Source organism: Exiguobacterium sp. PFWT01 (genome assembly GCF_018255795.1).
Classification (GTDB): Bacteria; Bacillota; Bacilli; order Exiguobacteriales; family Exiguobacteriaceae; genus Exiguobacterium.
Window position 1 is genome coordinate 1,855,527 of sequence record NZ_CP073755.1, and the last position, 13,369, is coordinate 1,868,895.

20 protein-coding genes are annotated in these 13,369 nt (G+C 46.6%); 5 read left to right on the plus strand and 15 right to left on the minus strand.

What is annotated here, in order from left to right:
• Positions 1 to 85: 85 nt before the first annotated feature.
• From KD909_RS09610 to KD909_RS09635, 6 genes are all read right to left on the minus strand, one after another.
• Entirely contained in the window at positions 86 to 280 is a 195-nt protein-coding gene (locus KD909_RS09610; RefSeq protein WP_015881244.1) for a hypothetical protein, read from the minus strand.
• 245 nt (positions 281 to 525) lie between these two features.
• A complete protein-coding gene (locus KD909_RS09615) occupies positions 526 to 1,617 on the minus strand; it encodes a virulence factor (RefSeq protein WP_015881243.1) in 1,092 nt (363 codons plus the stop codon).
• Positions 1,618 to 1,700: 83 nt separating this feature from the next.
• Positions 1,701 to 1,940 (minus strand): hypothetical protein, encoded by a 240-nt coding sequence (locus KD909_RS09620; protein ID WP_015881242.1) that lies wholly within the window; start codon positions 1,938 to 1,940, stop codon positions 1,701 to 1,703.
• 68 nt (positions 1,941 to 2,008) lie between these two features.
• Positions 2,009 to 2,569: an NADPH-dependent FMN reductase gene (locus KD909_RS09625; RefSeq protein WP_211781426.1), complete on the minus strand. Its 561-nt coding sequence runs from the start codon at positions 2,567 to 2,569 to the stop codon at positions 2,009 to 2,011.
• The gene (locus tag KD909_RS09630) at positions 2,556 to 3,275 is read right to left on the minus strand and encodes an alpha/beta fold hydrolase (protein ID WP_211781427.1); all 720 of its coding nucleotides are present in this window, start codon (positions 3,273 to 3,275) and stop codon (positions 2,556 to 2,558) included. The genes KD909_RS09625 and KD909_RS09630 overlap by 14 nt, the downstream gene beginning before the upstream one ends.
• Positions 3,272 to 3,847 carry a GNAT family N-acetyltransferase gene (locus KD909_RS09635; protein ID WP_015881239.1) on the minus strand — a complete coding sequence of 192 codons (576 nt, stop codon included), beginning with the start codon at positions 3,845 to 3,847 and terminating at the stop codon, positions 3,272 to 3,274. The genes KD909_RS09630 and KD909_RS09635 overlap by 4 nt, the downstream gene beginning before the upstream one ends.
• A 149-nt stretch (positions 3,848 to 3,996) precedes the next feature.
• On the opposite strand from KD909_RS09635, the gene KD909_RS09640 reads away from it, so the two are divergent.
• Both KD909_RS09640 and KD909_RS09645 read left to right on the plus strand, forming a co-directional pair.
• On the plus strand, positions 3,997 to 4,728 hold the full coding sequence (locus tag KD909_RS09640) for a hypothetical protein (RefSeq protein WP_015881238.1): 732 nt from the start codon (positions 3,997 to 3,999) through the stop codon (positions 4,726 to 4,728).
• A 272-nt stretch (positions 4,729 to 5,000) separates the two neighbouring features.
• Positions 5,001 to 5,288: a hypothetical protein gene (locus tag KD909_RS09645; protein ID WP_015881237.1), complete on the plus strand. Its 288-nt coding sequence runs from the start codon at positions 5,001 to 5,003 to the stop codon at positions 5,286 to 5,288.
• Between the two features lie 60 nt (positions 5,289 to 5,348).
• Here the strand turns inward: KD909_RS09645 and KD909_RS09650 are convergent, their stop codons facing one another.
• From KD909_RS09650 to KD909_RS09665, 4 genes are read right to left on the minus strand one after another with little or no spacing between them, the layout of a single operon-like run.
• Positions 5,349 to 5,561, minus strand: coding sequence for a hypothetical protein (locus tag KD909_RS09650; RefSeq protein ID WP_047795463.1), 213 nt, complete (start codon positions 5,559 to 5,561; stop codon positions 5,349 to 5,351).
• On the minus strand, positions 5,554 to 6,090 hold the full coding sequence (locus KD909_RS09655) for a hypothetical protein (protein WP_211781428.1): 537 nt from the start codon (positions 6,088 to 6,090) through the stop codon (positions 5,554 to 5,556). The genes KD909_RS09650 and KD909_RS09655 overlap by 8 nt, the downstream gene beginning before the upstream one ends.
• Entirely contained in the window at positions 6,087 to 6,674 is a 588-nt protein-coding gene (locus KD909_RS09660) for a phosphatase PAP2 family protein (RefSeq protein ID WP_211781429.1), read from the minus strand. Before KD909_RS09660 ends, KD909_RS09655 begins: the two co-directional genes overlap by 4 nt.
• Complete coding sequence (locus tag KD909_RS09665; protein WP_211781430.1) at positions 6,674 to 7,219, minus strand: phosphatidylglycerophosphatase A family protein; 546 nt, start codon at positions 7,217 to 7,219, stop codon at positions 6,674 to 6,676. The genes KD909_RS09660 and KD909_RS09665 overlap by 1 nt, the downstream gene beginning before the upstream one ends.
• Positions 7,220 to 7,394: 175 nt before the next feature.
• On the opposite strand from KD909_RS09665, the gene KD909_RS09670 reads away from it, so the two are divergent.
• Entirely contained in the window at positions 7,395 to 7,904 is a 510-nt protein-coding gene (locus KD909_RS09670; protein ID WP_031421499.1) for a YjcG family protein, read from the plus strand.
• A gap of 2 nt (positions 7,905 to 7,906) precedes the next feature.
• Here the strand turns inward: KD909_RS09670 and KD909_RS09675 are convergent, their stop codons facing one another.
• Together KD909_RS09675 and fabI are read right to left on the minus strand one after the other, a co-directional pair.
• Positions 7,907 to 8,095: a hypothetical protein gene (locus KD909_RS09675; RefSeq protein ID WP_015881231.1), complete on the minus strand. Its 189-nt coding sequence runs from the start codon at positions 8,093 to 8,095 to the stop codon at positions 7,907 to 7,909.
• Between the two features lie 83 nt (positions 8,096 to 8,178).
• Complete coding sequence (gene fabI, locus KD909_RS09680; RefSeq protein ID WP_015881230.1) at positions 8,179 to 8,952, minus strand: enoyl-ACP reductase FabI; 774 nt, start codon at positions 8,950 to 8,952, stop codon at positions 8,179 to 8,181.
• A gap of 149 nt (positions 8,953 to 9,101) precedes the next feature.
• On the opposite strand from fabI, the gene KD909_RS09685 reads away from it, so the two are divergent.
• Positions 9,102 to 10,268: an FtsW/RodA/SpoVE family cell cycle protein gene (locus KD909_RS09685; RefSeq protein WP_031421494.1), complete on the plus strand. Its 1,167-nt coding sequence runs from the start codon at positions 9,102 to 9,104 to the stop codon at positions 10,266 to 10,268.
• A 35-nt stretch (positions 10,269 to 10,303) separates the two neighbouring features.
• Here KD909_RS09685 and KD909_RS09690 read toward each other — a convergent pair whose 3' ends face one another.
• From KD909_RS09690 to KD909_RS09700, 3 genes are read right to left on the minus strand one after another with little or no spacing between them, the layout of a single operon-like run.
• Complete coding sequence (locus KD909_RS09690) at positions 10,304 to 11,167, minus strand: RluA family pseudouridine synthase (protein WP_211781431.1); 864 nt, start codon at positions 11,165 to 11,167, stop codon at positions 10,304 to 10,306.
• Positions 11,168 to 11,170: 3 nt separating this feature from the next.
• Positions 11,171 to 11,968 carry an NAD kinase gene (locus KD909_RS09695; protein WP_047795471.1) on the minus strand — a complete coding sequence of 266 codons (798 nt, stop codon included), beginning with the start codon at positions 11,966 to 11,968 and terminating at the stop codon, positions 11,171 to 11,173.
• 12 nt (positions 11,969 to 11,980) lie between these two features.
• The gene (locus KD909_RS09700; protein ID WP_015881226.1) at positions 11,981 to 12,625 is read right to left on the minus strand and encodes a GTP diphosphokinase; all 645 of its coding nucleotides are present in this window, start codon (positions 12,623 to 12,625) and stop codon (positions 11,981 to 11,983) included.
• 109 nt (positions 12,626 to 12,734) lie between these two features.
• On the opposite strand from KD909_RS09700, the gene KD909_RS09705 reads away from it, so the two are divergent.
• Positions 12,735 to 13,316 carry a CYTH domain-containing protein gene (locus KD909_RS09705; RefSeq protein ID WP_211781432.1) on the plus strand — a complete coding sequence of 194 codons (582 nt, stop codon included), beginning with the start codon at positions 12,735 to 12,737 and terminating at the stop codon, positions 13,314 to 13,316.
• The last annotated feature ends 53 nt before the right edge of the window (positions 13,317 to 13,369 follow it).

Sequence of the window (13,369 nt, forward strand, 5' to 3'; positions counted from 1 at the left end):
CTCAACAAAATAAAAAACGTCTATAGCACTAGTGTATACAATGTGCAGACGTTTGTAATGATTTCCCTTATATTATTTACCTTTTTTACGAAACTTTAGTTTGTTCCATGTATTGTTGCCAACCGGTCATGAACAATGAATCTGCGATATCGAGATCAGACCGGACTTGAGCCGTGATAGAGAACGTCTCACTGTGCATCGACTCAAACGTGACGACCATCGTTTCTCCTACTACTTCCTTATAAGCTACAAGTTCAGGCGTTTCTGCAAACAATATCATAAGTATGGCTCCTTTGTTCATCTGTGATAAACCTAGTGTACCAATCTGAAACCAAGATATATGTCCTATCGTTCGACAGCACAACAATGACATTTTACCTATTGTCGAAACGTTTACATCAAATGTTAGTCAATTGGGGAAATGTGCATATGATTTCATGAAAAAAAGGAGCAATCCGTACTACAGACGCTCCTCTTTACCTTAAATTGTAAATCAATTTGATTCAATACATGTCGAACGAAATCTCATTTCGACCGGTTCGAAATTTGTTGCCATACTGTCCCGAGTGCTGTCTCTCCGCTCGTGATCCGCTCTTTCGCAAGTCGCGCTTGTAAAGAGACCTCGAACTCGCGGTCTTCCTCCGCAATCGACAAGGCAGGTACAGCCCGCTCATCTCCACAATCGAATAAGAAACGAGCCGCTCGCCAACGTACGAGTTTGTTTTTATCCTTTAACGCCTCAATCATGGAAGGTTGGGACTGAGGTAATGCCCAGTCGGAGACCGTATCCCCAGCCGTCCGCCGCACAATAGGAGAAGCGTCCACTAAGGCTTGTTCGATATATGTGACATATTCCTCACGTCGCTCTTCAAACATCCCGATCATGACGACCGCCTGTCGGCGGATCGCCATCACGGAATCTTCCAAGGCACGACGGAAATAAGGCATGTTTTCATGTTGGATTTCGAGTTCATCCAAGAATGCCATCCGATCTTTCCAATTATCCGACTGCAGATGGTTCGCGTTCGCCTCAAAATCCGCTTCACGACCAAACGCCCGGGCCACGATCCGCTCGATGCGCTCTTCAGGATACGCCGCTTCCAATTCTTCTTGTGCGACGACACTGACTTCATCCAATTCACCATAGCGTGGGGCTTGTTCTACCCAACGACGGTCTTGAATGACATTCTTCACTTGTGCTTGAACTTCCATCGCTGCATCGACGAATCGTTTCGACAATCCGATTCGTTTTTCCTCGTCCCCTTTGACGAGTTTTAATTGCATCGGTACATCGAGCACGAATTGGACGGATACATGAACCGGTTCATAGTCCGTATCCATCTTTGTGGATTCGACTTCCTCAACTTGTTCCCCGAACGCCCGTCGGATCTCATTCATGACGTCATGCCAATCATGTTTCGGATGTCGCTCGACAGCGAGAAAATCAGACACGGCGTAAACGGATTTGACGCCTCGAAGCCCGATAATTTCTTGAATGATGGCTGGGGCATCCGTACTCGCTTTATCGTACGTTGTGCCTCTCCCTTCAAACGGAGGGTCCACAATGATTTTCAAGTTATTCGGACTTGGTGTCGGTTCGATTGCTACTAGTTTCATCCTCATCACCTCACTCTTCATCGTGACGAAAATGACAAAAAAACGCAAGCGAGTCGCTTGCGTTCAATCAACCATCTATTTACTTAAAACAACGCGATAAACTGTTGGAGTGAATACGTCGTCCCATCCACAGTAAACGTGTCGTCCTCTGAAATCGGTTCAAGGAAGAAACGTTTTTCACCATCTTCTTTCACGTAACCAAAAATATGATTGGATTGATAGAACAATTCAACAATCGTCATCCGTCCAAATGTCATCCCATCGTTCATTACCGCCCGATCACCCAATTCGCCGCCATTGTACAGTTCGATGTAAGTTTCCATTTTGGTGTCGCTCCTCTTGTGTTTGTTTTCACAATTCCTTTCTATCAAACAACATGAGCGACTTCAAGTTAATTTTTTGCGTTACGCTTCCAAAATTCAATCCATTTACGATATTCCAATAATGTTTTGTTGATTTGATTAATCGACTTCTCATCATGCAACCCTCTATCATCAATCTTTTCTTTACAATACGTGATGAAAATTTCATTTCCCGGTAAAACATTTGCACGATTTGTGGCAAATACTTGTCGGAGATGGATTTGGCATCTGGCGGTTCCAAGTATGCCCGGCGAGGCCCCGGCGATCATGACCGGTTTATCCCGAAGTGGCGTTCCTGGCTCGAGCGAAAGCCAGTCGATTGCATTCTTCAGGACGCCCGGGATGCTATGATTATATTCAGGAGTGACAATCAATAACCCATCAGCTTCCCGAACAGCTTGCTTCAATGCGGCCACAACTTCCGGTTCATCCGGATCAATCAAATCGTCATTGAACAGTGGAAGTTCGATGGAGACGACTTCAATGTCGAAATCCTCTTGAGCCAGTTCAATGATCGAATGCAAAAGAGCGGTATTGAAAGATTTCTTGCGAAGACTTCCTGACATAGCGATTAATTTATACTTTTCCATGTTCTACCTCCCGCATCCATTCGTTCACGATTTTCGCTTCTTCTTCAGGGGCTTCCATCATCCCCATATGACTGAACGGAACGATTGCTTTCGTATGTCGTGACGCACCTAAAAACGCCCGCTCTTCATTCATATTCGGGTCTTTTGAGCCGTAAATGAATAGGCCGGGGAGGTCAGTCGTTTCGATGGTGTCCACTTCGTCTTCACGATCGCGGATTGCCTGTTGCGCGTTCACGATTCCCTCGACCGTCATTTCATATCCGATTGCGATTGCTTGTTGGATGAGCGCCGGGGCGGAATCGCTTGAGAAGACATTTGGAATCATTCCGTCAATAAACGGCTTGACTCCTTCTTCAATGACTTGATGGATGGCACCGTTTCGCTTTTCCCGCGCCGCTTCTGTGTCAGCGGCCGCCGTGGAGTGAATCAATCCAAATCCCGATATTTCTGTTCCATAGCGACGCACGAGGTTAGTCGTTACATAGCCTCCGAAAGAATGCCCACATATGAGCGGACGGTCAAGACCCCGAAGACGAATTTCTCCGATGACCCAGTCCGCAAATTGATCCATCGTTTCTGGTCCCACGTCCGTCCCGGCATGACCAGGTAATGTGAGCGCGTGAACTTCGGCATTCAATAACGGTTTCAACTGTTCAAAGTACTTTGGAGAACCGCACAGCCCATGTAGCAATACGAGTGCTTTCATATCATCGAGTGCTCCTTTTCTTCCCATTCTGTTTTGAGTAGCCGATACATCGTCAAATCCATGAATCGGCCATGGCTATATGCATAATCTTGTAGAAGTCCTTCTTCAATAAATCCCAATTTTTGAACGAGTCGATTCGACCCTTCATTCCCTGGTGCGACCAACGCAGAGATTCGATGAAACTTGAATTCTTCAAAACCGTATTGGATGACAGCTGAAGCAGCTTCGAAAGCCACCCCTTGTCTCCAATAATGAGGGGAAACCTCAAACCCGATTTCGGCGCGATAATATTGGGGCGTCCAATTATGAAATCCAATCGTTCCGACCAATTCGTTCGTCATCCGATCGCATATCGCCCAACGAATGGCCTTCCCTTGCTGAAATTGATCCTTAAAGTAAGCGATCACGTTCTTCGCCTCATAGACGGCAAGCAACGGGTCCGACCCATAATATCGCATCACTTCCTCAGTGGATAAAATGGTATAAAGTGCTCTAGCATCACGCGGTTCTAGCTCTCGCAGGATAAACCGGGGCGTAGCGAGCTCAGGAAAACTACGTTTTAATCCCCACATGTGGAACCCGCCTTTCCTATTCGTTTCCTCAATTATACTTCTATTTTCCCAAATGTATCGAACTCAACCCTCTGGTACCGTCTCAAGATGGCAGAAAACACGTGTTTTTGCTACTATAATCGTAGTATGTCAAACTGAGGGGATACCATATGTCAAAACAACTCTTTTATTTGAAGCAAGACCGGGACGTCCAACGCTTCACACTGCATGGTGTGACGTTGGCGGATGTAACAGAAGCGCTTTCCGTGACGAGACCGATGATTATTTGTCGAACGGACATCAAAGGGATGAGACAATCCTCGAGGTCGCGTTTCCGTTATATTGAAGCGCACGAACTATCTTCGTTCTCGTCTAAGTATTTGAATAACCAAACAACGTTTACAGCGATCGATTTTCCGGACTACAATACGCTCGAAACTCTGTCCGATCATGAAATTGCAGAAATCTTGTTTTTAAGTCATATGGAACGCGGAATCAAGAAGCCGTTCTTGGATTCGCTCGATAATGAGATTGTGTTCTTCAATGAAGCAAACGATCGACATAGCAGTCTTTATATTCGCGATTGGTCGACAATCAATCGTTTCGTCCAAAACATGTTGCAAAGTAAACTTGATCGTGACATTCGTAACATCAGTTTTGTTCCGATTCCACTTCCCGTCATCGATGAATTACTCGATTTGGCACCTCAAGGTCTGATCATCGATTTCGATCATACGAAACGTAGTTTGTTCAATCGCCAAATTGTCATCTCATTCTATGTAGCGGGCCGTTATGAAGACATGTCCGTTCTTGAAGAAGACTTCGATGCGAAGAAAGAATCCATCGCCTTAAAAGGGCAATTGTTGTACCGTCGTCGTACATGGCAGATTGAACGATTATAAGGTCATACATGTAATGAATAGTTGTGAACCTCTGGAAACGAGGTTCTTTTTTGTTATTTTCAGACCGATTGTTTCAACCTTCTTCCCATACCAGACAGGGTTGAACGCTATTCTTAAAAATTGATAACAAATTGTCTTAATTTTTTGTTAAATTAACACTTTTCTTTTTCGAACAAGGCGTTATACTAGGAATAACCTTCTGGAGGAATGGAAGGCAATATAGAGAAAGCGAGGTGAAAATCTATTCATCACGCGATGGATAGATACACGAAATGGAACAACTGAAAGTACAAGGAGTCTCATCGTTCACCAAGTTTGCGACGAATGGAAAAATGCTGAAACTTAAAGATGCTCACGCAGGGGAACAACGCATTTCACTACAGGATGCGACGGATATTCAAGTCTCTCTGCTCGACGAAGACCATTCGCGCTTCACTATATTTGGTCACGCTCACCCTCTTGTGGAGCTGACCCTTCCTCACAACTCTTGTGAAGTCCTCTATGCTTGGTTACTACACAAGATGAAACGACAAAAAATCAAACTCGCTTCAAACGCTTAAACAAAACAAGGTCTGCTCTCCAAGTGGGAGGCAGACCTTGTTGTTTTGACTGAAGTCATGTCATTCCTTCGTCTCTTCCAATGATGAATTCGCCGTGACCGGGTTTCTGCGATAAATCGTCACGCCACCGTGCTTGGCCTCTCCTACTACTTGAAAGAGCCAACCTTTCTCAATCAAAATGGTTCGAACGGATAAAAACTCTTCGCGTGGCACGTTCACTTCATCCACTTGTTCGTCCAATAATTGTTGAAATGTCATTTCCCAATCAGTCATGTTGATTCTCCTTACGTAAGTCTTCATCATGCATCCATTCAAATAGACGACGTCCAGATTCTAAGCGGTCTGCCTTATCCAACAATGCTGTCGGGACAATCCGGGTCGCATCAATCGACTCATCTCCGGCAAAAACGACTGATTCATTCGTCATCTGTTCAATATACTGAAGCGCGAACAATAAAATCGATTTTTCTGTTTCCAATCCGCTTTCCCGTATCACAACATCAAATGACTCATCTCGTTTATTGTCCACTAGTAACGTCCGCCCCCCGTCGAGTAGAGCCAACGACGGCACAGCATCGACATGAAAAACTTCATATGAACGATAGGTGTGCTCATCACACAGTAAAAGGGGAACAAAACGACGTCGACCCGTCCATTTCTTTAACTGGAACAAAATTTTCATCGAGGTGAACCATGTCGCCCCTTCTCGATTTTTTTCCACTAAAATCGTGGGAACTGATACCTCATCAGCTTCTTTCTTTTGAACGAATAACCATTTTGCTACATCTACCACAACGATCAAACCGTTCTCCTCCTTATGATCCATTCAGACAATGCAATCATCGTCAACGCAACGAGCCAACCGCCAAGCACATCACTAAAGTAATGAACGTTTAAGATGACTCGGCTGAGCGAGACCGCAAGGACGAGGCACAAGAGAATGAAGATGACGACTCTCGACTGTTTCTTTCGATACAGTACATAAGCTGTCAATCCATATAGTGCAAGCGATCCTGAGGCATGTCCGCTCGGGAAACTGTATGTCGTCGCATCGAGGGACGCATCAATAAGCGGTCGGTCGATTCGATGTAAAAGCTTTAGAACTTGTGTTCCGACAAGCGTAACGATGACGATGATTACATGGCGAAACGCCTCAATACGATCACCTTGAACCAACCAATAGACCATCCAAAGAAACGATATACCTATAAGTATTCTTACACTCCCGAGCTCTGTCACGTAGGCAAACACTCGATCCGGTAGCGGCTGTAACCATTCATATACGAATGTGTTCATCGGATCGACTGCCCCAAAAACGACAAACACCGACACGATCACATAAGCGAACGTCCCGGTGATGACCACCATTTGCGGTGTCCACTTCATCAATACAACCCTTTTCTTTCACGCATCTCTTCTTCTCCGAAATCGACCATATCTCGCAATCGGTGCGCCAATCGTCCTGAAGCGTTGGCAGCGATGGCACCGACGAGATCGTCCATAAACGTATGCACTTGCCCATCATCCATCTTCGTGTCGAGTTGTTTGATGATACCGATTTTTGCCTTGTCTAAGTATCCGAAAGTCGTAACGGCAATCGAACCATATGTGTTGACGGCACCGATCGCAATCGTCTCGTCCACTCCAAATAAACCTTCGTCTGAGGCGATAATCGACAGAAGCGGTTCAGATAATTGGCCCTTTTCAGCCAACATGTCGAGCTCTGAACCGACGAGAATCGCATGTTGTAGTTCACGTTTGTCAAGAACCGCCTCGACAGAATCCATACAATCTTTTAAAGAAAGATGTGGCGAATAGGGTGCCTGCATCTGGTATACGATTTCAGCAATCGATTCAATCGTGACCCCGCGTTCGATCAAACGAGCACGAGCCGCTTCTCGGACATCACGTGAGTGTGGTACGTGTTTCATAATAGGCGCAGGATCGAAATCCTGCTTCACATCCCTTCGTTCAGAGAGTCATCGTCTCTCTATATGATATAACCATTATACTGAAAAATTGAAAAAAGACGAACCCTGCTTTGACTTCCCACATTAAATCGGTCATCATGAACATGTAGGTTAAACGATTAAAGGGGGAAGAGGAATGAAGATTGGGGTAGTCTTATTTCCGTCAAAACAAGTGCAAGATTTTGCGAACTCTTATCGAAAACGCTATGACACAAAGTATGCGTTGATTTCACCTCACGTGACCATTAAAGAACGGACAGAGGTGTCAGAAGAAGACTTGCCGAAAGTACTCGAGTACTTGCAACAAGTTGCGGATTCGACTAAACCGATTCAGTTAAAAGTCGATGGCGTTCGGTCTTTCGCACCAACGAACAATGTCTTGTATTTAAAAGTGTTGCCGACACGTGATTTGTCGACCCTTCAGCAACGACTGCATGAAGATGTGCTCAGCCAAGCACCGAAATATGAATTCTTGCCGCACATCACGATTGGTCAAGATTTGACCGATGCCGAGCTGTTCGATGTCCTCGAACGTATGCGGATGGAGCAGGTTCATTTCGAAGAGACGATCACTCGGATGGCCGTCATGTATGAACTCGAAAATGAAACATGGAACGTCTATGAGACGTTCCGTTTCCGAGGCTAACCTTATATGCTCCGGTCGACATAGCGACCGGGGTTTTTTTCTTGCTCTTCTTCAAGCCATTCTTCACGTCGAGGTCGGATTCGTTGGACACGCTTGATTCGTGTCACCGGTTCGATGCTCGCTCGACCTGATGGCTGGACTTGTCGGTTGACGTATTGCACGACAGTAAAATCAATCTGATAAGGACCCATGATCTGACCTCCTTCATAGGTCCTTACCCGATTTATTCACGAGGTAATACAAAAATGGCGCATCACTGCGCCATTTCCCAAACTTATAAAATATGGTATCCGCTATCTACGTGAATGACTTCTCCGGTCACGCCGCTTCCCATTCCCGAGAGGAGGAAGAGACCTGTCGAAGCCACTTCTTCTGCCGAAACATTTCGACGCAACGGCGCCTTCTGTTCAAGTTCAGAAAGGATACTGTTGAAATCGCCGACCCCTTTGGCTGACAATGTACGAATCGGACCAGCTGAAATGGCGTTGACACGCACACCGTGAGGACCATATTCGTTCGCCAAATACTTGACACTCGAATCAAGGGCCGCTTTAGCGACACCCATCAAGTTGTAGTTCGGAACGACACGCTCGCCGCCGAGGTACGTGAGAGTGATCACGGAGGCGTCTTGTGCGAAGTAAGGCTTCGCCGCTTTCACGACTGCCGTCAAGCTATATGCTGAGATGTCTAACGCCTGTGCGAACTGACCACGTGTCATTTCTGAAAATTCACCGCGCAATGCTTCTTTGTCAGCAAACGCGATCGAATGCGCGATTCCTTGAATCTCGCCCGCTTGTTCGTGAATCGAACGGAATGTTGAATCAATCGCTTCGTCATTCGTCACATCACACTCAAGTAGGATCGCTTCTTGCTTCAACTCACTTGCGAGTGACTCGAGACCCGATTTGAATCGTTCTGCCGCATACGTTAACACGAGCTTCGCCCCTGCCTCATCAAGCGTTTTGGCAATGGCCCATGCAATCGAGCGCTTGTTGGCAATCCCCATGACGACGTACGTTTTATTCGTTAATGTTGGAAAAATTGACATCATAAACTCCCCTTTTTAGTACCTGGTGATAATATCTGTTCTCAGATTACAGAAAGGTTTCTGTTTTGTCAACCGACTCGTTACGTATTGCGATTTTTTTAAGTTGCGGTAAGATAAAATACGTATAGAAAGGGTGATTCGACTCCATTATGAACCGTATACAATCATATTTTAAAAGTTTAGATACGACACTGTTGACCATCGTCTTCCTATTGATGATCATCAGTCTCGGTGCAATCTATACCGCTCAACCGATGTTGCCAACGCGACTTCAACATATCAACTTCGCTCTTGAACAAGGCATTCGTTATGTCATCGGCTTTTTTGCGATGTTCGCAATCATGACGATCGAATATGAGCAACTCCGGAAAATCCATTGGTACTTATACGCATTCGGTCTACTTCTGCTCGTCGGTCTGATTCCGCTTCGTGACACGTCGCTCGTACCGAACATCAATGGGGCATATGGATGGTATAACGTGCCTGGATTCAGTTTCCAGCCGGCCGAATTCATGAAGCTCTTTTTATTGATTTCCATGTCGACCATCGTCTACGAGCACAATAAACGTTACGGCTCGTCACAACTCGATACGTGGCTCCTCGTGAAACTGGTACTAGTCGCCATCCCGCCGCTCGGGCTGATTGTGACACAACCGGACTTAGGAACTGGGCTCGTCCTGATGACGATGCTCGGCGCCATCATCATCGTCTCGGGAATCGGTTGGAAGTGGCTTCTCGGTCTCTTCAGCGCCGCCGCTTTGACCATCGGCACGTTCATGTATCTGTTCTTTGCCCATTTCGAAGTCTTACAAGCATTCGTACCCGGACACGCCCTTAACCGTTTCCAGGCCTGGATTTATCCTTACGAATATTCAGATGACTTGGCATTCCAATTGATCAAATCGCTACAGGCGATCGGTTCTGGACAGATGTTCGGGGCGGGATACGGTCAAGGACTCGTCTATTTACCGGAATCCCAAACGGACTTCATATTTGCTGTTATCGCAGAACACTATGGGTTCATCGGCGCAGCTCTCGTGATCATCGTCTTCTTCCTATTCCTCTATCGGATGATTCACATTGCGTTAGAGTCTAGTAGCGCGTTCGGAAGTTATATCGTCACCGGCGTCATCGCCATGTTCACGTTTCAGGTGTTCCAAAACATCGGTATGACGATCGGCGTCTTGCCGATCACCGGACTCACCCTTCCATTCGTCAGTTATGGCGGAACAGGGATTATCATGAACATGATCGCCATCGGTCTCGTCATGAACGTGGCCTCTAAATCAAAAACCTATATGTTTGATGATGATTGACAAAATCCCTCAAGGTCTAACCTTGAGGGATTTCTTTATACAGTTCGAAAATCTTCCGGAATCGGCGCCTCAATCTGAATCGTATCCCCTGTCATCGGGTGAATGAATCGCGCAGACGCGCTGTGAAGGGCGTGACGGGGCATACGAGCTGTCCCCCCATACATGGAGTCCCCAATGAGCGGATGACCGATATGACGCAAATGCACGCGAATCTGATGGGTCCGTCCCGTCTCGAGTCGAATCGTCAATAACGAGCCGCTCCCAAACGGGTCACTTGCGAGGATGTGCGTGATGGCGCGTTGTCCCTCAGTTGTCACGACTCGCTCCATAATCGAGTTCTCGGCACGCCCGATCGGTGCATCAATCGTTTGTGGCGTCACTTCTTCTTCGACCAATGCCTTGTACGTACGCATCAATCCATTCGCTTTCTGAAGTTCGCTAAATCGATGATGGATGAATCCATACTTTGCAAATAAGACGACACCGCTCGTATCACGATCGAGTCGATTGATCACATGAATCGCAGATGACAGACCGATGCGTTGATAATAGCCAAGTACAGCGTTCGCAAGTGTATCGGTTGGATGTAGTCGTGATGGGATCGTGGCAATCCCTGCCGGTTTATCGACCGCCAACAGTGTATCGTCTTCATACAGGATTCGAATCGGTCTTTCCGAAGCGACCATGTCGAGTGATGGGGATTCGGGCGGGAATCGCACGATCACTTCATCTCCTTGTTCGAGTTCATGCCTTACGGTGCGGTGCATACCGTTCACTTCAATATCGCCTTCATGCTTCACGAGCGTGAGCATCTTTCGAGAAATGCCCATATCTTGCATTAAAAAGTCGCGAAGTGGGATGGCTTTCTCCACAACGCGACGAATCGTAAACCCTTGCATTCGTTACTTTCCTTCCTCGATGAACGATTCGCGAACTCGGCGCCAGAATGGAAAGGGCCGGAAGCGAGCGAACGTCACTTTTTCTTTTGCGACCGCGCATCGAATCGAGACGACATCCGACCAGGACAACGCTTCCTGATGGTCAAACGCCAATTCAAATTCGGTTTTCGTGTGCGGCTTGATTTTCACTTGATGGTGTTTTGGTAAGAGAAGCGGCGCGCCGATCGTTCGATACACTAGGTTGTTGATCGAAGCCATCTCGGTCACTTGAATGGCTTCAATCGATGGGTGTACGATCGCTCCACCGAGTGCCTTATTGTAGGCGGTCGAACCCGATGGCGTCGAAATACATAATCCGTCTCCACGGAACGTTTCAAAGTAATCGTCTCGAATCGATAAATCACAGACGAGCGTGCGCTTGTAGTTCTTAATCGTGCAATCATTCATCGCCAGTCGACGATCGGTCTCCCCGTTCTCATAGTCTATGAGCACCTCAACGAGCGGATAGGAGACCGGCTCGAACGATTCGCTCGTGATCATCTCCGTCAGTTCATCCAACTCATCCGGTTGCCAATCGGCATAAAATCCGAGATGCCCGGTATGAATCCCGACAAGGAGCGTTTCATCGAGTCGGTCGATGTATTTATGAAACGCCTGTAACATCGTCCCGTCCCCTCCGACCGACACTACAATTCGGGGCTGTTCCGATAATGTATGCCCGGCGGCTTGAAGTTTTTCAGTCAGTTCCTGGGCGATCTCCGCTGATCGCGTATCTCCCCTCGATACAATCGCAAACTGCATATCGGTTCCCCCCTAGTCTTCATCCGTTTTCACGTTCATCTCTTTATCCCGAAACACTTGCTGGGCGTCCTGAATTTCAACGCGGAGTTGGCTCATCTCGGCATCGAGTAAAAAGGCCGCCTCGGCTGCGCGTCTCAATCGTTCCTGCACTTCAAGAGGCATGTCGCCATCATATTTATAATTCAATGAATGCTCGATTGTGGCCCAGAAATTCATCGCAAGCGTGCGGATTTGCACTTCAACGAGCGTCGGGATTTCACCGTGAATCGTTTGGACCGGGTACTCGATGATGACATGATACGATCGATAGCCCGAGTCTTTCTGATGGGTAATGTAATTGCGTTCTTCCACTATTTTAAAATCTGTTCGACGATGTAGCAAATCCAAGACGTGAACGATATCATCGACAAATTGGCACATGATTCGTAATCCCGCTATATCCTGCATATCCGTCGCCAATTCATGGTCAGCGATATTCTTTCGTTTCGCTTTCTCGAGAATGCTCCCGACCGGCTTCACTCGACCTGTGACAAATTCAATCGGAGAATGGTCATTTTGGGACTTGAATTGCTTACGAACGGCTTTCAATTTGACTTTCAACTCGTCTACCGCGATTTGATATGGTACTAAAAACTGATCCCAGTTCACTGATTGCATACGCTGTCACCACTTTCGTTCTTTTCCGGAAAAAACGCGTCCTTTCCGTATGTATCCGTTTGTATGGTATCATAAACGAACAATTGTTCATAGAATGGAGCGATGATTCATGACCCAAGAAGTGGAAATTGAATTTAAATCAATGTTGACGAAAGACGAGTATGAGACACTCCTACGTGCCTATCAGCTTGATGACCAAGTTCGTTGGCAGGCGAATGATTATTTCGACACCCCTTCCTTTCAACTAAAAGCGAACGGGGCAGCGCTTCGCATTCGCGAGAAGAAACATGGTCAAGTGCTGACGTTGAAGCAACCAAACGAGGTCGGATTGCTTGAGACACATGCCACAATTACAGAAGATGAGGCTGATGATCTGTTTAAGTACGGAATCATTCATGACGAGCAAATGAAGCAGGCACTGGCCCCGTTCCAGCTGAATGCACCGCTCGAACACCTCGGTCGACTCGAGACGAATCGGGCAGAGTTACAGATAGAAGACGGTCTACTCGTTTTGGACGAAAGCCATTATTTGGAGACGAGCGACTATGAAATAGAATTTGAAGTGACGAATGAAGAAGAGGGAAAACGTGCGTTCGAAGGACTTCTTGCAAAACACGGTCTCCCCTATCGTCCCGCCAAAAATAAAATCGTCCGATTCATGGAATTAAAAATGAGTCGGTTGGAAGGTTGAGCAGATACATTGCCAACCTTTTTTTTTCGTTGCTACAATGAGTTTACAAAGTT